The 24,145-nt window shown below is 46.3% G+C and carries 24 protein-coding genes; 7 read left to right on the forward strand and 17 right to left on the reverse strand.

All coding sequences use genetic code 11. The annotated features are described in order from the left end of the window. The first annotated feature begins 181 nt into the window (after nt 1-181). Entirely contained in the window at nt 182-1,213 is a 1,032-nt protein-coding gene (locus tag ACKTT1_RS09920) for a metallophosphoesterase family protein (RefSeq protein ID WP_369018508.1), read from the forward strand. A gap of 14 nt (nt 1,214-1,227) precedes the next feature. Further along, complete coding sequence (locus tag ACKTT1_RS09925) at nt 1,228-2,742, forward strand: alkaline phosphatase (protein ID WP_412709448.1); 1,515 nt, start codon at nt 1,228-1,230, stop codon at nt 2,740-2,742. Here the strand turns inward: ACKTT1_RS09925 and ACKTT1_RS09930 are convergent. After that, complete coding sequence (locus tag ACKTT1_RS09930; RefSeq protein ID WP_412709449.1) at nt 2,735-2,914, reverse strand: hypothetical protein; 180 nt, start codon at nt 2,912-2,914, stop codon at nt 2,735-2,737. The genes ACKTT1_RS09925 and ACKTT1_RS09930 overlap by 8 nt on opposite strands. 68 nt (nt 2,915-2,982) lie before the next feature. After that, nucleotides 2,983-3,564, reverse strand: coding sequence for a hypothetical protein (locus tag ACKTT1_RS09935; protein ID WP_412709450.1), 582 nt, complete (start codon nt 3,562-3,564; stop codon nt 2,983-2,985). Nucleotides 3,565-3,862: 298 nt separating this feature from the next. Between ACKTT1_RS09935 and ACKTT1_RS09940 the strand changes: the two genes are divergently transcribed. Both ACKTT1_RS09940 and ACKTT1_RS09945 read left to right on the forward strand, forming a co-directional pair. Then, nucleotides 3,863-4,360, forward strand: a complete 498-nt coding sequence (locus ACKTT1_RS09940) for a hypothetical protein (RefSeq protein WP_412709451.1) — start codon at nt 3,863-3,865, stop codon at nt 4,358-4,360. A 104-nt stretch (nt 4,361-4,464) separates the two neighbouring features. After that, nucleotides 4,465-5,202, forward strand: a complete 738-nt coding sequence (locus ACKTT1_RS09945) for a diguanylate cyclase (RefSeq protein WP_412709452.1) — start codon at nt 4,465-4,467, stop codon at nt 5,200-5,202. A 704-nt stretch (nt 5,203-5,906) separates the two neighbouring features. Here the strand turns inward: ACKTT1_RS09945 and ACKTT1_RS09950 are convergent. From ACKTT1_RS09950 to ACKTT1_RS09980, 7 genes are all read right to left on the reverse strand, one after another. Beyond that, on the reverse strand, nt 5,907-6,683 hold the full coding sequence (locus ACKTT1_RS09950; RefSeq protein ID WP_412710580.1) for a carbohydrate ABC transporter permease: 777 nt from the start codon (nt 6,681-6,683) through the stop codon (nt 5,907-5,909). A 75-nt stretch (nt 6,684-6,758) separates the two neighbouring features. Beyond that, nucleotides 6,759-7,667: a carbohydrate ABC transporter permease gene (locus ACKTT1_RS09955; protein WP_412710581.1), complete on the reverse strand. Its 909-nt coding sequence runs from the start codon at nt 7,665-7,667 to the stop codon at nt 6,759-6,761. Nucleotides 7,668-7,719: 52 nt separating this feature from the next. Then, nucleotides 7,720-9,018, reverse strand: coding sequence for an ABC transporter substrate-binding protein (locus tag ACKTT1_RS09960; RefSeq protein WP_412709453.1), 1,299 nt, complete (start codon nt 9,016-9,018; stop codon nt 7,720-7,722). Between the two features lie 78 nt (nt 9,019-9,096). Continuing rightward, complete coding sequence (locus ACKTT1_RS09965; RefSeq protein WP_412710582.1) at nt 9,097-9,801, reverse strand: RraA family protein; 705 nt, start codon at nt 9,799-9,801, stop codon at nt 9,097-9,099. Nucleotides 9,802-10,404: 603 nt separating this feature from the next. After that, the gene (locus tag ACKTT1_RS09970; RefSeq protein WP_412709454.1) at nt 10,405-10,599 is read right to left on the reverse strand and encodes a hypothetical protein; all 195 of its coding nucleotides are present in this window, start codon (nt 10,597-10,599) and stop codon (nt 10,405-10,407) included. Between the two features lie 305 nt (nt 10,600-10,904). Beyond that, a complete protein-coding gene (locus ACKTT1_RS09975; protein ID WP_412709455.1) occupies nt 10,905-11,069 on the reverse strand; it encodes a hypothetical protein in 165 nt (54 codons plus the stop codon). A gap of 182 nt (nt 11,070-11,251) precedes the next feature. Continuing rightward, nucleotides 11,252-11,590: a hypothetical protein gene (locus ACKTT1_RS09980; RefSeq protein ID WP_412709456.1), complete on the reverse strand. Its 339-nt coding sequence runs from the start codon at nt 11,588-11,590 to the stop codon at nt 11,252-11,254. A gap of 197 nt (nt 11,591-11,787) precedes the next feature. Between ACKTT1_RS09980 and ACKTT1_RS09985 the strand changes: the two genes are divergently transcribed. Beyond that, nucleotides 11,788-12,672: a hypothetical protein gene (locus tag ACKTT1_RS09985; protein WP_412709457.1), complete on the forward strand. Its 885-nt coding sequence runs from the start codon at nt 11,788-11,790 to the stop codon at nt 12,670-12,672. Nucleotides 12,673-12,878: 206 nt separating this feature from the next. Here the strand turns inward: ACKTT1_RS09985 and ACKTT1_RS09990 are convergent, their stop codons facing one another. The 5 genes from ACKTT1_RS09990 to ACKTT1_RS10010 form a co-directional block, all read right to left on the reverse strand. Beyond that, on the reverse strand, nt 12,879-13,697 hold the full coding sequence (locus tag ACKTT1_RS09990) for a carbohydrate ABC transporter permease (protein WP_412709458.1): 819 nt from the start codon (nt 13,695-13,697) through the stop codon (nt 12,879-12,881). 6 nt (nt 13,698-13,703) lie between these two features. Continuing rightward, on the reverse strand, nt 13,704-14,576 hold the full coding sequence (locus tag ACKTT1_RS09995) for a carbohydrate ABC transporter permease (RefSeq protein ID WP_412709459.1): 873 nt from the start codon (nt 14,574-14,576) through the stop codon (nt 13,704-13,706). A 149-nt stretch (nt 14,577-14,725) separates the two neighbouring features. Beyond that, nucleotides 14,726-16,060: an ABC transporter substrate-binding protein gene (locus ACKTT1_RS10000; RefSeq protein WP_412709460.1), complete on the reverse strand. Its 1,335-nt coding sequence runs from the start codon at nt 16,058-16,060 to the stop codon at nt 14,726-14,728. A gap of 303 nt (nt 16,061-16,363) precedes the next feature. Further along, complete coding sequence (locus ACKTT1_RS10005; protein WP_412709461.1) at nt 16,364-18,220, reverse strand: glycoside hydrolase family 127 protein; 1,857 nt, start codon at nt 18,218-18,220, stop codon at nt 16,364-16,366. A 51-nt stretch (nt 18,221-18,271) separates the two neighbouring features. After that, nucleotides 18,272-18,952, reverse strand: coding sequence for a FadR/GntR family transcriptional regulator (locus ACKTT1_RS10010; RefSeq protein ID WP_412709462.1), 681 nt, complete (start codon nt 18,950-18,952; stop codon nt 18,272-18,274). 302 nt (nt 18,953-19,254) lie between these two features. Between ACKTT1_RS10010 and ACKTT1_RS10015 the strand changes: the two genes are divergently transcribed. Beyond that, nucleotides 19,255-20,043 (forward strand): hypothetical protein, encoded by a 789-nt coding sequence (locus ACKTT1_RS10015; RefSeq protein WP_369018492.1) that lies wholly within the window; start codon nt 19,255-19,257, stop codon nt 20,041-20,043. 132 nt (nt 20,044-20,175) lie between these two features. Here the strand turns inward: ACKTT1_RS10015 and ACKTT1_RS10020 are convergent, their stop codons facing one another. The 3 genes from ACKTT1_RS10020 to ACKTT1_RS10030 form a co-directional block, all read right to left on the reverse strand. Further along, nucleotides 20,176-20,847, reverse strand: a complete 672-nt coding sequence (locus ACKTT1_RS10020; RefSeq protein WP_369018491.1) for a SagB/ThcOx family dehydrogenase — start codon at nt 20,845-20,847, stop codon at nt 20,176-20,178. A gap of 87 nt (nt 20,848-20,934) precedes the next feature. Then, nucleotides 20,935-21,093 (reverse strand): hypothetical protein, encoded by a 159-nt coding sequence (locus ACKTT1_RS10025; protein ID WP_369018490.1) that lies wholly within the window; start codon nt 21,091-21,093, stop codon nt 20,935-20,937. 27 nt (nt 21,094-21,120) lie between these two features. Next, the gene (locus ACKTT1_RS10030) at nt 21,121-23,796 is read right to left on the reverse strand and encodes a calcium-translocating P-type ATPase, PMCA-type (protein ID WP_369018489.1); all 2,676 of its coding nucleotides are present in this window, start codon (nt 23,794-23,796) and stop codon (nt 21,121-21,123) included. A 35-nt stretch (nt 23,797-23,831) separates the two neighbouring features. Here ACKTT1_RS10030 and ACKTT1_RS10035 point away from each other — a divergent pair, with 35 nt between their 5' ends. Further along, nucleotides 23,832-24,122, forward strand: a complete 291-nt coding sequence (locus ACKTT1_RS10035; protein WP_369018488.1) for a hypothetical protein — start codon at nt 23,832-23,834, stop codon at nt 24,120-24,122. Nucleotides 24,123-24,145 lie beyond the last annotated feature (23 nt).

The following is a 24,145-nucleotide window of genomic DNA, read 5'->3' on the forward strand; positions in this document are numbered from 1 at the left end:
AAGCCTGTCCCTCCCTGTGTTTTTGGGAAATTATACTCCAAGAAAACGATATGCCAAGTCCCGCTTAGCAGTTTTTGAAACGCGGTTTACAAAGTTTAAAAATTTTTAGCTCCCGCTTCATACCGCTTTAACCGTTCACCGATACCCTACTGGCACAAAATCAAGAAAGGAGTGATTCAGTGTGCACAGGTTGTTTCGGTTTTTCTGGCTAACCCTGGTGCTAACGGTGCTCTGGAGCGTCTCCGTGGCCTGGGCTTTTGGAGAAGTGAAGTTCGCAGTGATTTCCGACCCCCATCTGAGCTACCCTGCACAAAACACCAGCAACACAGTGAAAATGGAAGACGCCTCGATAGAACTTTTCAGAGAAGCTATTGAACAGATTAACGCCCTCCCAAACCTCGATTTTGTGATCGTAACTGGCGATTTGACCAAAGACGCCGAACCCTGGAACATCGACTTGGTGCGAGAAATGGTGGAAGAAATCCGGGTTCCGGTGTACGCAGTTCTGGGAAATCACGAAGTAAGCCCCATTCCTCCCAAAAATCAAGAGCCATCACTGGCCAGCCTGACCGGAAGTTCCAAATACACCACCGTTTTTGCACTCCAGGGGTACGGCTTCGACGGAGCAAAGAGCTACTGGAGCGCCGAACCGGTGCCTGGACTCCTGCTTATCGGGCTCGACACCACCAAGGTAGGAAGCTGGGGTGGTACGGTGAACAAGGCGCAGCTCGAATGGCTGGAAAACCAACTCGCCACCAACCAAGAAAAACTCACCATTGTCGTGGGACACCACCTTCTGGTTCCCTTCCGAGAAGAGGAAAAGAAACCCGAGTGGCAGAACTATTACCTTGATAACGCCGAAGAAGTGATTGCGCTTTTTGAACGGTACCCCCAGGTTTCCTTTTACCTTTGTGGTCACCGCCACGTAAGCACCATAGCGGTTGAAAAAAATGGGATCTGGTATATCGAAAACGCCTCCACGGTTACGTATCCCATGTCCTACACGGTTTACACCCTCACGCCCGATACACTTTCTTACCAAGTAATCCGTCTCACGGCTACCCCGGAACTCTGGGAAGTGGCAAAAAGTACCCTGCTCGAGAATCCCTTCTGGAAACCTACCGAAGACGCCACTCCAGAGGAAGTCCTGGCATACTATGAAGCTAGTGACTTTTTGAACTTCTCTATGCCAGTTAGGTTCAAAAAACAATAAGAGGAGGTCTAACCATGTCCGGAAAGCTTCGTTATTTCTGGGTTGCAATCGTCTGTATGGTAGGGTTATTTGTGGGTCAAGTGGCTTTCGCGGCCGGAGTAAAGTATCTGTTCCTGTTCATCGGTGATGGGATGGGCCTGGCTTCAATCCACGCCACCGAATTGTACCTCAACGATGTGAACAGCGAACAGGTAGGCAAAGAACACCTGTCTTTCACCAGGTTCCCAGTAGTGGGTCTCATGAGTACCTTTGACGCTGGAAGCTACATAACCGATTCTGCCTCAGCGATAACCGCCATGATCACCGGACAGAAGACCCGCTCCGGAATCATAAACCTGGACGCTGAACGAACCCGAGAACTAACCACACTTGCCGAAGAAGCCAAATCCGCTGGGATGAAAGTGGGAGTTGTGAGTACTGTATCACTGGACCACGCCACACCAGCAGGAATGTACGCCCACACCCCCTCCCGAAACAATTACTACGAAATTGCTCTTCAGCTTGCAGAGAGTGGTTTCGACTATTTTGCCGGGGGTGGTTTTCGCTATCCCACCGGCAAAGACAAGAGTCAGGAAAATATTTTTGATATCCTCACCCAAAACGGGTACCGCGTGGTGCAGAGCCGCCAGGAATTTGAAACGCTAACCCCTCCTGCCGAAAAACTGGTGGTCATCAATCCTACTCTCGATACCTCCTCAGCCATGCCTTACGCCATAGATCGCAGCGCCGACGATTTCTCCCTGGCCGAGCTAACCCGCAAAGGTATCGAACTCCTTGATAACCCCAATGGGTTTTTCATGATGGTCGAGGGCGGAAAAATTGACTGGGCTTGTCATGCTAACGATATTCGTGCGGCTATCGGGGACATTTTGGACTTCGAGCAGGCGGTTGCCGAAGCGATAGCATTCTCCAAGCAGCACCCTGAAGAAACTCTGATCATCGTCACCGCCGACCATGCAACTGGGGGGCTAAGCCTGGGGTATGCGCTCACCGGCTCCACCCTGCGCTTGGAACTGCTTGAAAACCAGAAAGTTTCCCATGAAGTCTTTGCACAAACAGTGAAAGCCTACGCACACAACACGCCCCCAGACAAACAAAGCTTGCAGAACTTCTGGCCCGTCATTCAGGAAAACTTTGGTCTCCTCTGGCTCTCTGACGAGGAAAAAGCTCAACTCACCGAAAAGGCGAAAGCTGGCGACCTTCAGGCAGCGAAAACCGTAGCCATGGCGGTATCCGAATATGAACTGGCACGCCTGGAGGAAGCCTTTGCAGCCAGCATGTCCGGAGAAATTCCTCAAAACGAAGAAGCCCAGCTACGTTACGAAGGGTACGATCCACTCACCGTAACACTCACCCATCTCATGGGAGAAAAAGCCGGCATCAGCTGGACTACTTACTCTCACACCGGCGAACCAGTGCCTGTTTTCGCAACAGGGAAACACGCTGAACTCTTTGATGGCTGGTATGATAACACCGATCTTTACACCAAAATGAAGCAGGCCCTGGCAATTACTGCTCAGGTCAAATAAACTTCAAACACTTCTCATTGAGGCGGGCCACCCCGGCCCGCCGTTTTTCTCCAAAGAACATCCTCAAAACAATTCCTGTGCCTTCTTTTTGCTGTTTCACCAACACAGCAACGCCTGAAGCTGTTGCTTCCAAATCAGGTTTCTCTTCAGCCAACCTGATCTTTTTGCCCATCCTTGCTCAACCCTCGTACTTCGGGCACCAGTCCAAATCAAACCCAGCGAAAGGTAACACAACGCCAGTTATTCTTTCTTGGTTCGTTCCTCAACGGCCTTTCGAAGCGATGCTTCAAACTCTGGATGCACTGCGGCAAAGTAGGAAAAAAGACTCTCGGTGGGCATAAGGGTGGAAACTACACGTTGCTCGCCTTGAATTGGAAACTCTTGAATCAACACCCAGAATGGAGAGGCCTCAGGTGGTTCAAAAAGATCGACAACTACAAACTCTGGACCCTCAAGTACAATCATCTCCTGGTCTGCCTCAGCTCCAATCATTTCTTTCATGGTGGCAAAATCTATTCCTTTCATTACCACACCCACAGCGTAGGTTTTCTGACCGTCATCTCCAGCTCCGTAGACGAGGTAAACATGGCTCAGCTCCTCGCTGCCCTCCACAACGTAGTACTCAAGAGGTACCGGGAAACCAGTCATCGTTGCCGTAAAATCCGGTTCACCAAGCTTTTCTTTTACAGCACTACGTTCTAAGGGAAACGCATTCACGTCACCTATGACTTCATCGGCCAACTCGTAGGAAACGCTGGCTCCTGCAGAAACCACAAACGTGCACCAGAAAAGAAAAACGGTGAGAAAAATCAGCTTACGCATGCCATCCCCTCCTTTGCTTTTTGGAAATTCAAGGGTAACCCTATTCTATCACAGGAAAAGCGTATGCAATGCGTTTTTCTTTACCCACTCATTGCCTAAAAACCCTTGATAACTCTGTGCGCTCTCTGCCGTCGCCACTTTCGGGTAACTTTTAGAGGGGAAAGAAAAAGGGCGTTTCCATAACATCTTGGAGAAAGGGTCAATTTTTTTTCTATTCCTACGAAGCCAACAAGGTTAACACCCTGCTTCAGGAACGAAACATTGCCCTGAAAACTTCATCGAAGCGCGCTTCTTGAAATTGCGCAATATAGTGGAATTTTTGAGCCAGGTCGACGAAGTACGCAACGCTCCCGAAGTAAGCCTCAAAGATCGTGAAAAAGCGCTTATCCTTTACCGCCGCTTTCAAGAAATCGACCCCGATACAAATTGCATTTATCCAGGGTATGCGGATGGAACACTGCTGATCAACGACTACCTTCCTCCAGGAGGATATGACCCGAGAATCCGCCCCTGGTATCTGGCAACCTCAAAGCCCATCCACAAACCTCCGGTGGTATTCCTTATGCCGAAGCAAAAAGCGGAGAGTGGTTGGTTTCCATCAGCAAAGCCCTCATCAATGACCGCGGTGAAATCAGCGGAGTGGTTTCTGTGGAAACCTTTCTGGAAGCGATTTCCGAAGTATTACAGCAAACCATTGGAAATTACCAGTCTGCCTACAGTTATGGGACAAGGAATGACCGCACAATACTCATTCATCACTGGGAACTTCTTCGGGGTATCCCTCTCCAGGAAGTAACCGGTTTTCCCATCTCGTTTGATAAAGAAAGCGGGCACTTCAGCTACAGGTTGAATGGGGCAGCAAAACCGGCGTACTACTCTAAAATTGAATCTCTCAACTAGGTGGTGATCACCGCCATCGAAAAGCGAGAAATCGCCGTTTTTGTTATCCAGCAAATCCTGAAAGCCTTTACCATTGTGGCTGTTCTTTCCCTGCTTCTGGGCTGGGTTCTCAGTAGCATTTTGAGTGAGCGAGTCACCACGTCTATTAACAAGCTGAAAGAACACGTAGAGAGAATTATCAGCGAAACTCCGGGAAAAGCACCCCAATTCAAATACCCTGAAAATGAAATCGGGGCTATACTCCAGAACATTGAGCAACTCACTCAAACCGAGCCTTACCAGAAGAACCTCCAACTTGAAAGTGCCAACCAGCAACTCGAACAACTTTCCATCACCGACCAGCTCACCAGGCTTTACAACCGCTGCAAGATGTACGCCGAGTTTAAAAAAGAGATCGACCGGGCACAACGCTACGGAAGCATATTTTCGATTATCATGTTTGGCCTCGACAACTTCAAAGACATAAACGACACCCTAGACCACCAGGTAGGTGATGTAGTCCTCTCAAAAATTGCACAACTTGCCAGAAGTGTCGTGCGCTCTGTAGATATCGTAAGTCGCTGGGGTGGCGATGAATTCCTGATTTTATGCCCTGAAACTACCCTGCGTGAAGCCTACAAGCTCGCCGAATACCTGCGTCATAAAATCACGGAATGCCTCTTCCCCGAAGCAGTAGAAATTACAGCGAGCATCGGAGTCTGTGAATATGTGCCGGGAGAAAGCGAGGAGCTCTTCTGAAGAGAACGGATGAAGCCCTGTACACAGCCAAAAGAGGCGAAAAAAACACCATTATAAGCTCAACTCAGACCACGGCGAAACAACACTCTTTCGCCATCTCCATTACGCGCACGCGTGCTTTGTGCTTTTACCACACAGGTATATACCAATGCTTTGCGAAATCATCTCAAGACCCCGCTTCGAGATGGTAAAATACTATAACAAAGTACCACATACTGAATTACCATAGGATTTTATCCTCTCAATTCCTATGCTCTGCGTAGCACATCCATCTTAATAAGTGAGAATTCCATAGTTCTTGTAAAGTTTTATACAAACCAGCCGGAACCGGCACCGAGGAGCAACATGAAATTCGCACATGCATTGCGAAAGACAGCAAATTTATGTTCCATAAGGTAAGTACTTACCACAACTTCCAATACGTCAAATACCTATCACCATAGATGACGCTTATCTCCCCACCTCCTGTAACCCTTACACCCATTAAAGCAAGGTGAACTTTTATTCAAGCCTCTAGAGAGCATCCTATTCCCAAATGTACAGTTCTCTGTCTAATCTGTCTAAAATTAGGCAGTATTTAGTCAACACTCAGAACATTTTCTTCCGAACTGATAAAAGTCTGTTCGCTAAAACTAACCTCTATCAATTCAGGACAACTTTCGCTACTGGAGGTGGATGCCGTTATACCTTAAGCCACTTTATATTCATCCTTTCAAACTTCCCATCATTATCCCTTCTACCAGGAAACGTTGAAACACAATAAACATTATGAACAGCGGCAACAAAGACACACAAGACATGGAAAAAAGAGCCCCCCAAGAGCTTTCTCCAGTGGCATCTACGAACATCCGCAATGCCAGCGAAACCGTAAATTTAGAAGGCGAGCTGAGATATATCATTTGGGATAAGAAATCATTCCAAGTCCAGATGAAAGTAAAAATTGCCACAGTAACAAGAGCCGGTTTGGATAAGGGCATCACAATTTTGGCGTAAATCTGTAGAGCACTGGCTCCATCTATTCTCGCTGCGTCCACAATTTCATTGGGGATGTTGCGCATGAACTGTACCAAAAGGAAGACAAAAAAACCATCAACAGCAAAAAACCTGGGGATAGTTAAAGGGAAGAAGGTATCAACCCACCCCATTTTATTAAATATGATGTACTGAGGAATCAGGCGAACGTGAATTGGTAACATGAGAGTGGTCATCATTATAGCAAAAAAGATATTTTTGAACCTGAAATTCAGCTTGGCAAAAGCAAAGGCGGCCATAGAACACGAGAATATGTTAGCAACGATCCCCACAAAGCAGATTAAAAAGGAATTGAACAGGAATTTACCAAAAGTATATCCTGAAACACCCCTCCAACCGTAAATATAATTCTTGAAAGTCGGCTCTTGAGGTATAAGGCTAGAGCTTTGGAATATTTCAACATCATCCTTAAATGAAGCACTAACCATCCACAAAAGAGGGTACACCATTACTAAGGCAAGCAATGTAATAAACAGGTAATATGTTACAATACTCCTACTTTGTTCGCCCACTGCCTTTCTCTCCTATTCCTCATAATGGACCCAGAATCTAGACAGAAAAAACATAATCGCTGTTATAACGCTCATTATAGCCAGCAAAACCCAAGCTAAGGCACTAGCATATCCCATAGAAAAGTGTTGAAAGCCTTTAATATATAAATATAGGGTATAGAATAATGTTGAATCCACTGGTGCCCCAGTTCCTCCACTGATTATATAAGCTGGAGTAAACGCCTGAAAAGCATTGATAATGCCCATCACCAGATTAAAAAAGATTAAAGGAGTAAGCATCGGTAAAGTTATGTTAAAAAGCATTCTGGTTTTGCCCGCCCCATCTATCATGGCCGCCTCGTAGTATTCTTTAGGAATTTGCTTCAACCCGCTCAAAAATATAACCATGGGAGAGCCGAACTGCCATACTAATAGTACAATCAAAGTGTACAATGCTGTCTCTGGTAAAGCTATCCAATTTTTGCCCTCAATCCCCAAAAGAGCCAAAAGTTGGTTAAGCAACCCTTCTTTGTTAAATACTTGACGCCAGAGTATTGCTACAGCAACGCTACCCCCAAACAGCGATGGCAAATAATAGATGCCCCGGTAGAAACGAATACCTGGTTTGTCCCGGTGGAGCACAATGGCCACAAACAGAGCAAAAACTATTTGTAAAGGCACCCCCAGTCCAACATATGTAAAAGTAACTTGTAAACTTTTATGTAGCCTGGGATCTTTGGTCATATCAATGTAATTTTTGAGCCCTATCCATTTAGGAGGGGTGAGCACGTCGTATTGAGTGAAAGAAAAATAGAACGATAAGATCATTGGAATCGCGGTAAACAAAATAAAGCCCAGAAGCCAAGGAGCTAAAAAGGCGTAACCTTCTCTGTTATGTGCATATTTTCTCACCCAGTAATCACCTCGAAGTAACAACGCCATAAAATGTAAAGGGGGAGCAAAATTTACTCCCCCTTTCATACTTTATCTGTTGTTATTTGTATCTATTGAGTATCTCTTGAGCTTGAGAAATTAGTTGCTCTCCAGCTTCTTCAGGAGTTAACTGTTCAAATCTAACTTTCTCGGCTATTTGCTCAAACAGAGAGTTCACTTCAGTAGCTCCTGCAGGCGGAAAGGTAGTAGGTCTGGCAATGGCACTTGTTTTATTCACATACTCTATGACTTTCTGGTCCACTTCGTCCATTATAGTCATAAGAAATTCAGCCATTTTTCGATTCGAAGGTACTCCTTGATCTAACCTGAACAATCTTATAGAATCCGGGTCATTAACCCAGAAGTTTATCAACTTTGCTGCTGCTACTTTTTTCTCAGGCGTAGTCTTAGCCGAAATAGCAAAATGAGCTCCCTCCACAAGCTCTCCTGGCAAGCCGTCGACTAAAGAAGGAAGACGAACTGGAAGCAAGTCCGTTTCTGGCATGGCATTGAGATATAACCTGTATTGGTTGATAGGGATTTCCATTCCAACAACTCTTCGTCTAGCAAATAAATTGTCTTCTAAAGTAGCCCTAGCATACTCTGTAACCGTTGCTGCATCAGGAATAATACCGCTTTTTCGCAAATCGTTCCACATAGCAAACCAGGTAGCAACATCCTCAGCTATGTAGGCTATGTTGCCATCAGCGGTATACAAGTCTTCCCGTCCTCTTTGGCGAACCCAGTAGCGAAATACCTGATAAGCCCCCGAAGAATCTGCTATAAACCATTTATCCTTTTCTCCTTTCTCATCAAAAGCACCTCTAACCTTTAAACCAATGGTTTTTACATCATTCCAAGTCCAATCGAAGTTGGGAGCTTCAACACCCAACTCTTCCAAGATAGAGTTATTGATTAGTATAGTCCGAGTTGTGATACCCATAGGAACCATGTACAAAATTCCGTCTACTTTACCAGTAGCTATGGCCCCTTCTACATGATCGCTGATATCAATAATCCCTTTTTCAACAAACTGTTCCAATGGCTCTATAATCCCTCTCCTCAAATAGTCGGCAGCAAACTGAGGGTGCATCCCCATGAAATCTGGAGCTCTACCGCCTGCACTCTGAACAGTCAGTTTATCCCAGTAATCTAACCAGCTAGTCGGTTCACGTAGTACTTTGATATCTGGGTTTTTAGACTCAAAAATGTCGATGATCTTGTTATACAGCTCGTGTCGACCAGTATCACCCCACCAAGCAGCTCGTATTTCCACTTTTGCAAACACCGAGCCCCCTAAACACACTAACATCGTCGACAATACTACTGCCACCAAAAGCACGAAATTCCTTTTACTCATCACTCCTACCTCCTTCCTTGAAATTAAACAAATAAACCTATAGGACGTCCATTTAGTAAACCCAACAAAAACTGCACTTCACTCCAAGCCCTCCGTATCTACCGTTTCATCCAGAGGCAAACCTCCCTCCACATATAATTTTCTCCTGGCGACTTTATCTTTTTTCATTTCCTGATAAGCATACTTATAAACTTCGTATACTATCTTTGCAGGAACCACAACAACTCCATCCCCATCTGCCACCACCAAGTCGCCAGGATAAATAGCAACTCCCCCTATGGCTATTGGAACATTTTTCTCATAGTAGCGTATACGGGCCTGATCCATTGATTGAGAAACAAATCTACACCAAATCGGGATTCCCTGCCGTATGATTTCATCGCTATCTCTTACTCCACCATTAGTCAAAAATCCAACAGCACCTTTATTTCTGTAAGCTAAAGTATTGTTAGAACCTAGAAGACCTACATCAATTCCACACACATCTAGACAAATAAAGTCACCTTCGATAACATCCTCTCCCCAGTCATCACTACAAACATTTCGGTAATACCAATCTACCCATTTCGTATATTCTTCGCCTGTCTCTTTAGGGGATGGACCTTCATAGGGCAAGTACCGAGCTGTCCTTGCAAAACCAACGGCTTTACAAGGACGCCATAAGGGCTTAATATCATGATGAACACTTCCATAATGGTGATAACCACACCAATCCAGTCCATCCCGTACATCAGCAACTCTAAGATCCTTATACATCTCTAATATCTTTTTTCTTTCTTCCATGCTCAAACTTTGCACTCAAATTCCTCCCCTCTCCTCGATAAATCACCACACACTATTTTCAGGAGCCAAAATCACTGTTAACCCAATATTTAAAGCAAACTTCAAAAAACCCAAAAGAAAAATTGTTAGTAGGGACACCCTTTTCAACGACGTGATGAAACACACATCAGTTATTCAACTCTGACTTTCCATTACCATAGCTCAACAGTTCTTTTGAGGCGTTAAACTTAACATAAAAAATTTTCACAAAGAATAATAATCAAAAAAAGAATTGATGTCAACGATGTCAATAAATTTATTCATTTAAAATCTTCTTTCTTCCTGGCTTTGCTCTGAACATGGTTTTTTTCCTCGTTTAACTTTTATCCACTCAGAAGACACTGGTATCCATCTACCTTTCTTCTGAATAAAAGGTTTCTAAGAAATTAAACTTCCAGCTACCTTACTGAAAGAAGGGCTCTCCTCAATGGTTCTTTTTTCGTTTAAGCCTTTGTTCTTTCAGGAAGCTCTGTGATTTCTTGTGCATGACTTGAGTAAAACATCCCTCCAATTTCTCAAACTCTTCTCCGGTATAAATCAAAATATCTCCCGGTACTGGTAAGCTTACAGTGTCAAAGTATTGCGGCCGTTCCCAGAAAGGGCAAAGGGTCTTCGTATCACCACTCCATCCAGGTCGCCTCCCACTCCCCAGAAAGAAGTGTTATAAAAGCCAAAAAATGCCAATGCACAGGATGTCAGGATTCCTCGTTTTATCTTTTCTGCCCAAGAAAGAAGTGTTTCCTCAACTTCTTTTCTCATAGATCATTCGAACACGGGCGAATTCAATAATTTCACGAGCATAATCCACTGCCTCCTTAGCCTACAGAGGGCCAAAATGTTCAAACGGAGCACTTTTAGGAAAAACCGTTCGGATAGTGAGGAGGAATGTAATGCCCGTCTAGGACCTTTCCTTTCTTCACGAGGTGCTCGGGAACAGCAACAGAAAGTTCCTGAAGAAGCTTTGCTACGCACACCCTTGAACCCTTTGTCCCATAAAAAGATGTAAGCTCTTACCGCTTTTTCCTATGCTTGATGCAAAGTAAAACAGGCCCATTCATAATGTCTCAGCTCTTGCACGGGAAAGAGCCAACTACACGTCTCTTTCCGCTTGTCGCAAGTTGCAACCAGTCAAAAGCTCTTTCCCTCATAAATACCAACCAACCTTCTCCCGTAGTGAACCACAAATCCACCACAACAATCACAAAATGAGAAACATCCTCTTCAACCATCCAAAAACACGGTAAACAACAAAAACATAAGGACTGTGGAAAAGTTATGGTATCACTCGGTATCTACGATGCAAGATAAAGGCACACCAGATGGAAAAACCATAAACCACGGAGCCGGGGAAAGCACCTTCAGTTCGCCAATCTTGCTTTGAGCTCCCTGCACAATTCGTTCCCTTAAATAATTACCCAGTTTTGTAGGACACTGTAATGTCGTAGTACAGCCGCAACCTTACTGTCCCTAATTCTCTTCCCGGTGCCTTTTCATCTAACCTCCAGCCATCTCCCAAGAAAGCACAGGATACATCCCAACCAGCAGCTTGGATTTTTACAAGAGATTCTTCTCCCTCCACAAAAGGTATAGCGACACTCCCAGGTCCTAGGCCAGGATGAGCCGGTGAGGTAACCCGGGCGAAAGTACTGTTCGAAATTGGGCACTGGATTTTTACCTTCCCAGCGTCTGAGGCGGACTTAACCCATTTGGAGTTGTCCGGAATGAAAAGCGTGATTTTTGTGGTACGCATTACGCGCACGCGTGCTTTGTGGTAGTCACTGTCTTCTATCGGGTCCTTTGTTGGGATCTTAGGCATTGACAGGGCTTAGCCTTCATGGCCTATAATCTCGGTAGGGAGGAATCGCCGTTTGTCGTTCGGCTTTAACGCGCAGTATTTTCTCCCCTGTTCGAAGCCTCAAAAAAGAGGTTTTTTCTCTTGGGGAGGTAATGCAACGCTGGAAGTTCCCAAGAGATCGCAGTCACATACCGGTGTTGATGGTTCACTCCATTCACTTAGAAAGAAGACACCACCATAACAAACCAAGAAAGGAGAATGGCACCATGTTTCAAATTCTCTTAACACCCTCGGCGGGAAAGAGACTCATCGCAAAAGCAATTCTGGAACACAAGGCTATCCAAGAAGCACTCCATTCAAAAACAATTGTGATTGTTGCAGGCACTACCAATGGATACGTTGCAGAAGAATTACTGAAATCAATTGGGCAGGAAAAGGGATTCGACCGAAAACAGTTCTTTAGAGGCATCACCCTACCACCTTCTTTCAAAGCAACCGAAGCCGGGAGATTACCAGACGAATCCAGTTTCCCGGGTGATGTAGTGATCGTCAATGGAACTTGGCAGAAAGGTAAAACGCTGTTTGACTGCGTTGACACTTTGCAGAAAGGCGACATCATCATCAAGGGTGCCAACTGCATCGATAGCAATCGGAAAAGAGCGGGAATACTCATTGGCCATCCCAGAGGTGGAACAATCGCTGCAGCGATGCAGGCAGTTGTTGGAAGGAGAGTGAAGCTAATCATACCAGTCGGTCTTGAAAAGCGGGTCACCGAAGATATCGATACAATCGCTAACCTGCTGAATAGCCCAGATTCAACCGGTCCAAGGATGTTTCCCGTTTCAGGAGAAATCCTGACCGAAATTGAAGCAATAGAATTGCTTTTTGGGCTAAAAGCAACATTAGTCGCAGCAGGTGGTGTTTGCGGAGCCGAAGGTTCAATCTGGTTGGCAGTCGAAGGCGATCCCCATAAACTAACACACGCCAAGAGATTGCTGGAAGAAATTGGGCAAGAAGAACAGTTTCAAATCGCTTAGAACACTCACTCTTTGCGAAAGTGAGTGCCATATCGCAAAAGCCACTGTTGATACCTCCGCAGGTAGGTGGAAAAGGGAAGCCACATAAAGACCAGGCTTCACCGAGTCTTCCGACCAGCTTCCAGAAGGGACAAGCTGCGAAGATTAGGAAAGTGGAAGCCGTGCAGCGAAAACCGCACGGCTCAACCAAACTACTCCACCTTCGTTCATTCTTTAAAAGCACCTGCCGTCAGGCCGGCCACAATGGACTTCCCCGCAAGTAGCGCGACTACCAGAGGCGGAATGGTATATATCATGCTCCCAGCCATCAACTTATTCCACTGTACTCCGTACTGGCCGATGAAAACATAAAGCCCTATGCTTAGCGGACGCATGGTCTCCGCTTTTATGAAAGCCAGAGGAACGATAAAGTTACCCCAAGCCAGAAGAAAGACCAGTATGGAAACCGAAGCAATACCTGGCGCAGAAAGGGGTAAGACAATGCTGGTGAATATTTTAAAATACCCTGCACCATCAATAAGTGCCGCCTCGATTAGCCCCGAGGGCACGGAAACCATGTAGGAGCGTAAAATGATTATCGCAAAAGGAGCCAGAAATACTGAGAGAGCCAGCATGACCCCAAAGTGAGAATCGATTAGCTTCATTCTGGTAAACATTAGGAACAGAGGAATGATCACCGCCGTATAGGGAAGCATCTGGACAAAAGCAAAAAGAAAGTTTACTGCACCCTTGAAGGCAAACCTGAACTTGGTCAACACAAAAGGCGCTGGGAGCGAAATCAACAAAGTCAAAAGAAGAGTTCCAAAAGCAATGATAAAACTGTTTTTAATGTAGGGAAGAAGGGTCAACAACGCTTCTCGGTAGTAGTTTAAGCTCGGAGCTGGAGGGAAAAGATAAGGAGGTTTATGAAAAATCTCTTCGGTGGACATGAAGCCTCCAATGGCAATAAAGTAAAGAGGAGAGACCACCAAGGCGACCACCAGGGCAACCAACGCACTCCACTTCCATCCTCTCTGCTTTTTCAACGGGTTTCACCTCTCCTCTAATCTGATGCGGTTAGAAAAGCCGACAAAGAGAATCACGATGATCTGCATCAGCACCAGAACAGCTGCAGATTTTCCAAACTGGAAGCGATCAAAGGCAAGAGAATAAGAGAAAGTGCTCAGAAGGTGTGAAGCACCTCCCGGACCTCCCCTGGTGACAATCCAGACCAGGTCAAAAACCTTGAAGGTGAGAATGCACCCCAGAATAAAGGTGGCCACGATGACCGGCTTCAACATGGGGAGCGTGATGTAGAGAACCTTCTGCCAACCTGCCGCACCATCTATCTCGGCACTCTCATAAAGTTCCTCAGGAATTTGCTGCATACCGGTATAAAGCAGGATAAAGTTGAAGGGAATACCCAACCATACGTTAACCGCTGTGAGCGAATAAATAACTATCTTCTCCGAAGTTATCCAGCGCACAGGTTCTCGAATCCAGTTCATGCTGGCCAGGAGATTGTTTAAAAAACCGTTATCATTGAGAAACCAGCGGAAAAAAGATCCGGAAACCATGATGGGCATAACCCAGGGTATCATCACCAGCGCCTGCAAAAACCCTTTCAAAGGGAATTCGTAATTGAAAAGGAGAGCCAGCAGAAACCCAACTACCATTTGCAGCGCAATAGAAAGCAAGGTGAAAATGATCGTGTTGTAAAGCGCCCTCCAGAAGAGAGAATCACCCAGGACTGTTTTGTAGTTCAGAGAACCCACGTCTTTCGCTGTACCACGAATGTAGCTGATTAGGTTGACATCTTTCAGACTCAAAAAGACGTTGTAAACCACAGGATAAACGCCAAAGATAAATATCAAAGCCAGCGAAGGTAGCAAGAAAAGAAAAAGAACCATTTTGGGTATTTTCACACTGTTTCCCCCTTAAGCATTGGTGAAACTCCGTTCAGGCCAACATCTCATAAGAAGTTTACTAGCGAAAAAGCCTGTCTTTTCAGTGAACCAAAACCCGGGAAATCAAAAGCGGGGAGGGAACTCCTCCCCGCTCGATACTTTGATGTTCATTGCCCTTTCGCCCTGGCCAAAACCTCTTCCAGAATTTCCCTGGCCCGAGCCTTGCTAGCTTCATACTCTTCAGGAGTAAATATACTCTTTATATTCTGGGCTGCTTCCTTGAAAGCGGCCTCAGGTGTTTGTGCACCAGTGAGAGATCTTTGCAAAGCCAGGGCGAGTTCGTTGGAAACGTCGGGATATTTATCCATTCCTCCCATAGGTGGTCTGGGCACTGCATAAGCGGCTTGCTGGATGAAAACTTCGAACTCAGGGCGTTTGCTCGCGATCTTTGCTGCGTACGAAGCCAGGGTTGGAATGTGTCCCGTCCACTTTTCGTAGTATTCATCCAGCTTCTCTCCAAACCAGATTCGGATGAGCTCCCAGGCATACTTGGCTTTTTCGCTGTCAGAAGTAGTAATCCCTACACACTCTCCTCCAAAGGGCAAAACAGCAGATTTCATGCCGGCTTCAGGAACCGGGAAGGAAGTTACCTTTACGTCACCCAGCTTCTCAAGCACATCTGGAAGCAGGTGCCAGCCAAACTCCCAGTTTCCGTTAATCATCATTGCTGCTTGACCATTCATGAACCAGATGGTTACATCGCCCTGGTCTTTCAGACCAATCACATCCCGAGGAGTATACCCTTCCTGAACCAGGCCGGTAACAAATTCGAGGGCTTCTATGGCCTCAGGTTGGTCCAGCTCCATGAGGCTTCCACCGTTACTCCACAAAAATGGTTCAAACTGCCAGGTCCCGGCCTCATCTGCTCCCGCATACAGCATAAGTCCATATAGATTCAGGTTTTCTTTGATTTTCTTACAGGCATCCTGGAGTTCCGCCCAGGTTTTCGGTGCTGCTCCGATGCCCGCTTCCTTGAGGAAATTCTCGCGGTAGAAAATAGCCAGGTTGTTGGTGTGTACCTGCAAAGCATAGACATCGTTGTCCTTGCTGGTCAAAAGCCGATGACCAGGGAAGAAGTCCATCCAGAAATCTTCACCCAGGTCCTGCATCACGTTATCGGTGATTTTTTGAAAAACACCTGCCTCGATTAGCTGAGGTACCCAGGGGTTGTCGAGATAAACCAAGTCAGGCAGGGTATTGGAAATGGCCTGCTGGAGAATGGTGGACATGTATTCAGCAAACGGGATATAGACATAGTTCACTTCCACATCGGGATGAGCCTTCTGAAGCTCAGGGATCAAAACCTTCTGGATAAACTGGGCGACCTGTTCAGTGGGATTCGAATAACTCTGGAACGTAAGGGTGGTCGCGGCAAATGCTCCCAAACTTACTGCCAGAGATAATACCAGAACCAGTAAACCGATTAACAATTTTTTGCTCATAGTATTTTACCCCCCTCAACCTAAAATTCGATAAAACATTGCCAACTTCACATCCGGCACAAGTTCACTGCTTATAACCCAAGCAGTGGAAATCCACGCTTTGGTTACCAATGTTGACCTTTTCTTCCATCTTTCACCTCCCCCTCAAAAAGAGCATCATTAACTCAACATGCCACCAGGACCTGCCTCAGCGGTTGGTCCTACCATCTTACCAAGCCAGGGTACAGTAACCTTTTTCCAGTTTGCCAACCAGAACAGCTTCTTAAACCATCTTACCAAGCGAGTCTCTTGGGTGTTCAGGCTTCACCTGGCCTTTACCCAGACCTCCATAGGTCCCGGAGTTCTGTTCGCCCAAGCATAGTAAGGAATAGCCGCAAATTCCACCTCTCTCCTAAGTTGCTTTGCGTCTTCGATAGGTAGATATAACCCGTACCAAGAGTCGGGATCAGGAACGTAACCTCTCCCCTTGATCACCACCACACCACCCAGGATATCTCGCGTTTCTTCTTCCAAAACCACATCCTTAGGTACTTCGAGATCCCAAACATCCATACCGGGGTTATCTTCTGCTTCCAGACAATAAACAATTGGCCCTCTACGGATGGCCACCCTCCCCACATTATCTTTTACCCAGGGGTGGCTTTCGAGAAGCTCCGGGCTCATAGCTAAATTCAGGACAACCGTATCCCCATCGTGCCAGTTTCTTTCGATTTTCAGATACCCATTCTCAAGCACCGGCTCTACCCCTTTACCATTCACGCTCACCGAAAATTCCCTGCACCACTCCGGCTTTCGCAGATAAAGCGAGCACGAAAGGTTGCCACTTACTTTGAACTCTACCAGCCCTTCCCAGGGGTACCTGGTCTTCTCTTCTATCTTCACTCGGGAACCAGCGACTTCAAACTCGGAAACATTGCTCGCATAGAGGTTGACCCATATTCCTTCCGGAGAAAGCGCATAGAGATATCCGGGAAGCGCAGTCAGGGTTCTTGCCACATTGGGTGGACAACAGGCACAGGCAAACCATCTTTGCCTCCGGTGGCCTCCTCTATCTGCCAGGGGGTTAACGTAAAAGTACTCTTTTCCATCTAAGGAGATTCCAGGCAAGATTCCGTTGTAAAGAGCCAGTTCCATCAGGTCAACGAATTTGCTCTCGCCTGAGACAAGAAACATACGGTAATTCCACATAAAGTTAGCAATGGCAGCACAGGTTTCCGCATAGGCCTTTTCATTGGGAAGCTCATAGGGGTCACCAAACGCTTCCCCTTCATGCCTGGCTCCTACCCCTCCGGTCACATACATTTTCTTGGTTACCAGATTAACCCATAACCGCTCCAGAACATTCCACAAACTTTCATCCCCGGTTTCCATGTAAATATCGGTGGCACCACAGTTGAGATACAGAGACCGAACCGCATGGCCAACAATTTCATCCAGCTCTCTAAACGGCTTATGGTCTATATGATAGGTGTTTCCACCAATTAAACCCTTGCCTCTTTCGTCCACAAAGAACCGAGCCAGATCCAGATACTTCCGCTCTCCAGTTTCCCGGTAAAGCTCTACAAGGGCCATTTCCACCTCCGGATGTCCAGGAACACCCTTTCTTTTCCGGGGGCCAAAAACCGAAGCAATGTGTTCTGCAAACCTGATGGCCACATCCAGAAGACTGCTTTTCCCAGTAGCCCTGTGGTGGGCAATGGCTGCCTGAAAGAGATGCCCGGCACAGTAAAGCTCATGCATATCCTTGAGATTAGTCCAGCGGTCTGGCTTGCGGGAAAGGGTGAAATAGGTATCCAGGTAGCCATCCTCGTCCTGAGCCAGCTTTATTTCTTCTATAACCTCGTCAACCAACCTCTCCAGTTTTTCATTTCTGTTGCCAGCCAAAAGATAGGACACTGCCTCTATCCACTTGTAAATGTCGGTATCGTTGAAGAAAAAGCCTGAAAACTCACCAGAAATTTTTGAGGCAGCAATTCTAAAATTGTCCATCCGACCGGTTTCTTCCATGATTTGATATTGCAGTGGCAGGGTAACCTTTTCCATGAGCTGCACTTTGCCTGCCCAAAAATCGCCTTCTGTAAGCTTTACACTACTTATGGAAACCGGGTGTAACCTTACATGCTTGCTTTTTGTTGTATCAACCACAAAAGTTCGAGACATAAGCCCCTCCCAGTATAAAGTTTTGTCTATCTAATACTCCACCAGAAATCCTCAACCACTCTTTTTTATCTCATTCTCAAGTGCATCCAAAAGCCTGTCAATCAAGGCGCACGCCCGAGCTGAATCTCTTTTTTCAACACACTTGAAAAGTTCACGATGGAAAAAATAGGTTTTTTCTGCAAAAGAAGGACACTCAAAGGGATCCTCCCAAAAAAGATGAAAATCTTTCAAACCTTCCAGAATATCAAAAAGGAGCTTATTACCTGCGGCACGGTAAATCAGGCTGTGAAAAGCCCAGTTTTCCTCTCTGCTATCTTCACCCCTCCTTTGCTTTTCTTCAAGAAGGTTAAGTCGCCTTTCAAGGTCCTCCAGTTCTTCTTCAGTGATATTTTTGATTGCTTCCTCCACAGCCAGCTTTTCCAGGGCTCTCCTTATCTTTAGAACTTCCAGATTTTTCTTCTTGTCCCCATCTATGTGAAGAACCAGGTAGGCCATGTTGTTGCGTAAAGGGTTTTTGATGAAGATACCCTTTCCAGGCAGAACTTCCACCAGGTTCAAGCTCTCCATCTTTCGCAAAGCTTCTCGCAAGAGAGGACGACTCACTCTCAAGGCACTGGCCAGTTCTCGCTCTGAAGGGAGCCTATCCCCTGCTTTGAGGTTCTGGGAAGAAGCGTATTCCACTATTGCTTCCACTATGTTTTCGGTAAGTTTCACCCGGTTGATTGGTCTCATAGGCTATTTTGCCCTCTGGTCTTACCATCTTACCAGAAAAAGTGTACCGCTATCGGCAAACATTGTCAATTACCTACCGATTTTTTGCGCGCAATTCCGGCAACAAAAAATGGCAAAAAAGCTTTCAGCTGCTTTTTTTGAAAAATCCAGACAGCATTCTTAAATCCTGAAAGCCCAATCTCTCTTACCAGACTCCAAAACTTCCCAAAAATTCTCAAAATTTATTCTCAAGCGCTCCCCAAAAGGGTCAAATCTCCTTTCTATATTGAGAAAGAACAAAAACCCCAAAGAGGTGATAAGCGGTGACCAAGCGAACTACAAGAATACTCATCGACCTAAGCGCGTTGCTTTTATTTCCTTTCCTTTACAACAAACGCCCCTTGGGGCTTGCTTTCCACGAAGTAGCTGGACTGGTTCTTTTGGGTTTAGTGGGTATACACCTTGTTTTTAACTGGAAGTGGATAGCTGGTGTCACCACCCGCTTTTTCAAAAGAAATTTACCTGCAAAAACCCGCCTCACCTACCTCCTCAACGCTTTGCTTGGGATGTTCTTTGCAATGACAGTTACAAGTGGCATACTTATTTCCCGGGTAATCTTTACTGGTTTCAGAAACCCTGTCCTGCGTAATTTACACTTTTTCTCCGCCGGGGTAACCCTGCTGCTTTTCGGCATTCATTTTGGACTCCATTTGGGTTTTTTCGCTGCCGCATTCAAAAAATTAACCTATATTCCCAGTAAAATCGCCCGGCCTCTAAGCATAGCCGTGCTGGTGGCCATTGTGCTTTTTGGGTTCTACAGCATCTCATCAAGTAACCTGCCCCGCTGGCTTTCTTTGCCCTTTACAGCGGACCTTGCAGAAAGAGAGCATACATCCGGTCCTGAAAAAGCCTGGGCCTTGCAACCTTCAGTAGACAGGAACAATCAGCGCCAGAGTTTCGACAGTGCCAAAACAGGACTTGGAAGCTACTTCCATTTCTCAGTGGATAACCTGAAAGCCGCGGCCATGAGTTTCCTGACCTATATTTCCATCGTCATGGTTTTAGGTATACCCACTTATTTCCTTACCAGGTACACATTGAGGCATAAATGACACAAGCCAACCTTGTAATTAATACTTGCTTCCGGAAGCTTATACCCCGCACTCTGCTTCAAAAACAGGTAAAAGTGGAAAACCCCGGGGACAGCTTGGACAAAGAGAGCCCCCGGGCTAAGTTACAAAAGCTTAGCGTTTCCCAACCGGGAAAAGATAAAGAGGAACTATATCTTTTGGAAGATCAAGCACCCGGGCTACTGCTTCATCATAAAAAGCTCCGATGGCCACAGTGCCAAGGTCCAGAGCTTCGGCCTGTAAGTAAATATTCTGGCCCGCATGCCCTGCTTCCATATGGACATAGCGGATGCCACGTTCCCCGTACTTGCGAGTGGTCCGCTCGTACACCGCACAGATGACGATGGTAACCGGTGCCTCTTTTATCGCTTCCTGATAGAGCGCTGAGCGAAAAAGGTCCTCCCTTTTATCGCCTGGAAGGACCATCTCCAGTGCATGTTCTCGGGGTAAATAGTGGTACACCCCTTCAGGAATCCCTTCCACTTCCCCAACCACCACATACACCTCAAGCGGATAGAGAGCCCCTGCTGAAGGTGCAGTCCGAAAGCCATATCTTTTCTCGGTAATTCCTTGAGCAGCGAAAAGAAGTTGAGAAAGCTCCTCCAGGGTGAGTGCTTTATTGCTGAAAGAGCGCACCGAGCGTCGCTTGATGAGAACTTCTTCCAGGGAGTATTGGCCACGCTCTCTGGGTGCAGGCAGGGGAATCCTTTCTTCTCCCCAGGCTGGCTTTAGCACACCAAACACTCCCAGAAAAGCAAAAATGAGAATTATTATTTTCACGCCCATCCCCTCCCAAAACTTTCATCCAAAAGTCAGCGTGAAAGCTTAAACTAAGTATAGCATGAAAGAATTTCTACGCCCTCAAGAGCTTATCTATTCAAAGTATCCCTTCAGTTTAGAAGGCGTTTCCCTGACTACTACCAGAAGGTCGATGCCGCTTTCTCTACAAAGCTTGCCAGAAACCCGCAAACCGAAAAGCATAACCCTTTCAACCACAGGAAAAGAAGCAACCGTTCGAGCTATCCGCTCCAAGAGGTAAGAACGTTGCTCCCTAACCCTTCAACCTCTAACTGCTGCCTTCCGCCGTTTAAATAACTTCTCAATCTCAACAGCAAAGAAAACAACGCTTGAAAGCAGCAAGGTCAGCAGTAATTCTCCCGCAGTAAGCGGAGCCGTTTTGAAAATCGGCCTCAGGAAAGGAACGTATATAGTTGCCATCTGCAAAATGAAAGTAAGGATAAAAGCACCCAGGAGGGGTTTATTGGAAAGAGGACCCTGCTTAAAGAAAGACTCCTTCTCTGACCTCATGGCAAGTACATTACCCATCTGGCTCAAGCAAAGCACGGTAAAGACCATGGTCTGCCAGTGAGCATGGCCTGTTTTAATGGACCAGGCCTGGGTAAAAATGGATATCAATCCCATAAGCAGGCCGACCCAGATAATCTGAAAGCCTAATCCGTGAGCAAATATGCTTTCTTTGGGATGCCGTGGAGGCCTGTTCATAACGTCTTTTTCTGCAGGTTCTCCGGCCAGAGCAAGACCGGGAAGACCATCGGTAACCAGGTTAATCCAGAGGATGTGAATTGGCAAAAGGGGCACCGGAAGCCCAAAAAAGGGAGCCAGGAATATGGTCCATATCTCTCCGGCGTTACTGGTCATCGTGTAGCGTATGAATTTCTTGATGTTGTCAAATATCCTTCTCCCTTCTTTCACCGCGTTAACGATAGTGGCAAAATTATCGTCAAGGAGAATCAGGTCCGAGGCTTCCTTGGCAACATCGGTGCCAGTAATCCCCATAGCCACTCCGATGTCTGCTCGCTTCAGAGCTGGCGCATCATTCACGCCATCTCCAGTCATAGCCACAAACTGGCCTTTATCCTGCAGGGCTCTCACAATCTTCAACTTTTGCTCAGGCGCCACTCGCGCATAAACCCGAATGTGCTCAACCCGCTCCTCGAATTCCTCAAGCGACAACCTTTCAAGCTCTGCCCCGGTAATCACTGCTTCTTCTGTATTTCCATCAAGAATTCCCAACCTCTCTGCAATGGCTTTGGCAGTGAGCGGATGGTCACCAGTTATCATCACCGGCTTAATTCCTGCTGCCTTGCAAAGGCGTATGGCTTCTTTGACTTCTTCCCGGGGAGGATCTATCATGCCCACAAGGCCCAAAAGTGTGAGTTCGGCCTCAACAACTCTTTCCTCAACCTGTTCAGGAAGGGTACGCCATTTTCTCATAGCAATGCCCAGGACTCGCAGGCCCCGGGAAGCCATGTCTTCTGCCACCCGAAGAATTTCCTCCTTGTCCACAGGTCGCAAGCCCTGAGAAGTCAGCGTGTTTTGAGATTTCTCAATCAGGTTTTCAATCGCACCTTTGGTGAAGGAAACAAAGCTCACCCCATCACCAAAAACGATTTCCACGCTTTCTGGCTCTCCCTGACTGACCTCATGTATAGTGGTCATGCATTTGCGTTCGGAATCAAAGGGTATTTCTGACACCCGGGCAAACTCCCGTTCAAGGGCGGTTTTATCAAACCCAAATTTCCTTGCCAAGCTGTAGAGCGCAGTTTCTGTGGGGTCACCAAGCACTTTTCCAGAACTGTCCACCTGAGCATCGTTACTTAGGGCAAGAGCTATGAAAAGCTCTGGGAACAGACCGTTGGCACTCCCGTTATCTTCTTTAACGTCTTCTACCTTCAGCACCTTTCCATCAACCCAAATTTCTTCAACATGCATTCTGTTGAGGGTAAGGGTTCCTGTTTTATCGGTACAGATGTAGGTTACCGAACCCAGGGTTTCCACCGCAGGCAATTTCCGGATAAGCGCGTTGCGCTTGACCATGTTCTTTGCAGTCAGAGCCAGAGCAATGGTCACCACTGCCGGGAGTGCTTCAGGAATTGCTGCCACAGCAAGGGATATGGAAGTAAGGAGCATCAGAAACGGATTTTCCCCTCTCAGAATACCAGTCACAAAGACAATGCCACAAATCCCCAGAATGGCAATTGCCAGCCTTTTTCCAAAAGCAGCGAGTCTCTTTTGAAGGGGTGTTTTGGTTTCTTCTTCCTCTTGGAGCATGGTGGCGATTTTCCCCAACTCAGTGTTCATCCCGGTGGCCACCACCACACCTCTGCCTCTCCCGTAAGTTACGATGGTTCCCTTGTAGGCCATGTTTTTTCTGTCACCAAGGGGGAGATTCTCCTCCGGTAGGGGTTCCTCCATCTTCTCAACCGGGACTGACTCACCGGTGAGAGCTGATTCATCAACCTTTAACTGGGCAACTTCCATAAGCCGCATATCGGCAGGCACGATTTTTCCCGCTTCAAGGAGTACAATGTCACCGGGCACCACCTGAGAGGCTGGAATGCTCTGCAACATTCCATCCCGAATAACTACTGCTCCCGGCGCAGCCATCTTTTTCAAAGCTGCTATAGCTTTTTCGGCCCGGTATTCCTGAACGAAGCCTATGATTGCATTGATGATAACAATCACGATGATGGCAATGGTATCCTGAGGTTCACCAATGATGCCTGATACAAACGCAGCTGCAATAAGGACCATAATCATGAAGTCCTTGAACTGATCGAGAAACATTTCAAAAGCAGTACGTCTTTTCCCCTCTTTTATTTCGTTCGCTCCGTACTGAGCAAGCCTTTTCTGCGCCTCTTCCTGCGAAAGTCCTGCAGGACCAGTGTTAAGCTCTTTAAAAACCGCATTTATATCCTTTTGATACCACTCCATCAAACAGCCTCCTCACCAAAAAGCTGTAATCCAAAATGCCAAAACTGCCATCACGTTTTTACCAATATGGGCAGCGCTCTACTTTGCAAATCTTCTTCCCAGGCAATTATACCCAATTTATCAAAAACATACTCAGTCAGCAAACAAGATTTTGTTTAATACCAACTGAAGACAAGGAAGAGCCTTCGAAATCCCAAGCCAAAGCTTCCTTATCCACCCCAAGCAACTTACTCAAAAGTAAAAACTTCCAAGCCAATCTTCATTCGTCAGATCTTTCAAAAATTTTTGAACCAGAAAAAACCGATTTTTTATCACGGCGACACTAAATGACGTTGCGTAAACTTACAAT

The organism is Atrimonas thermophila (assembly GCF_045864955.1).
Taxonomy (GTDB): domain Bacteria; phylum Atribacterota; class Atribacteria; order Atribacterales; family Thermatribacteraceae; genus Thermatribacter; species Thermatribacter velox.

Excerpts from the sequence above, each read along its gene's own strand:
- ACKTT1_RS10020 (WP_369018491.1), bottom strand. The coding sequence starts at position 20,847 with ATGGGCGTGAAAATAATAATTCTCATTTTTGCTTTTCTGGGAGTGTTT.
- ACKTT1_RS09955 (WP_412710581.1), bottom strand. The coding sequence starts at position 7,667 with ATGGCGTTGTTACTTCGAGGTGATTACTGGGTGAGAAAATATGCACAT.
- ACKTT1_RS09930 (WP_412709449.1), bottom strand. The coding sequence starts at position 2,914 with ATGGGCAAAAAGATCAGGTTGGCTGAAGAGAAACCTGATTTGGAAGCA.
- ACKTT1_RS10035 (WP_369018488.1), top strand. The coding sequence starts at position 23,832 with ATGCCAAAACTGCCATCACGTTTTTACCAATATGGGCAGCGCTCTACT.
- ACKTT1_RS10030 (WP_369018489.1), bottom strand. The coding sequence starts at position 23,796 with ATGGAGTGGTATCAAAAGGATATAAATGCGGTTTTTAAAGAGCTTAAC.
- ACKTT1_RS10010 (WP_412709462.1), bottom strand. The coding sequence starts at position 18,952 with ATGAGACCAATCAACCGGGTGAAACTTACCGAAAACATAGTGGAAGCA.
- ACKTT1_RS09965 (WP_412710582.1), bottom strand. The coding sequence starts at position 9,801 with ATGGAAGAAAGAAAAAAGATATTAGAGATGTATAAGGATCTTAGAGTT.
- ACKTT1_RS09985 (WP_412709457.1), top strand. The coding sequence starts at position 11,788 with ATGCAACGCTGGAAGTTCCCAAGAGATCGCAGTCACATACCGGTGTTG.
- ACKTT1_RS09970 (WP_412709454.1), bottom strand. The coding sequence starts at position 10,599 with ATGAGAAAAGAAGTTGAGGAAACACTTCTTTCTTGGGCAGAAAAGATA.
- ACKTT1_RS09980 (WP_412709456.1), bottom strand. The coding sequence starts at position 11,590 with ATGCGTACCACAAAAATCACGCTTTTCATTCCGGACAACTCCAAATGG.
- ACKTT1_RS09975 (WP_412709455.1), bottom strand. The coding sequence starts at position 11,069 with ATGGTTGAAGAGGATGTTTCTCATTTTGTGATTGTTGTGGTGGATTTG.
- ACKTT1_RS09935 (WP_412709450.1), bottom strand. The coding sequence starts at position 3,564 with ATGCGTAAGCTGATTTTTCTCACCGTTTTTCTTTTCTGGTGCACGTTT.
- ACKTT1_RS09960 (WP_412709453.1), bottom strand. The coding sequence starts at position 9,018 with ATGAGTAAAAGGAATTTCGTGCTTTTGGTGGCAGTAGTATTGTCGACG.
- ACKTT1_RS09925 (WP_412709448.1), top strand. The coding sequence starts at position 1,228 with ATGTCCGGAAAGCTTCGTTATTTCTGGGTTGCAATCGTCTGTATGGTA.
- ACKTT1_RS10005 (WP_412709461.1), bottom strand. The coding sequence starts at position 18,220 with ATGTCTCGAACTTTTGTGGTTGATACAACAAAAAGCAAGCATGTAAGG.
- ACKTT1_RS09950 (WP_412710580.1), bottom strand. The coding sequence starts at position 6,683 with ATGGTGTACCCTCTTTTGTGGATGGTTAGTGCTTCATTTAAGGATGAT.
- ACKTT1_RS10000 (WP_412709460.1), bottom strand. The coding sequence starts at position 16,060 with ATGAGCAAAAAATTGTTAATCGGTTTACTGGTTCTGGTATTATCTCTG.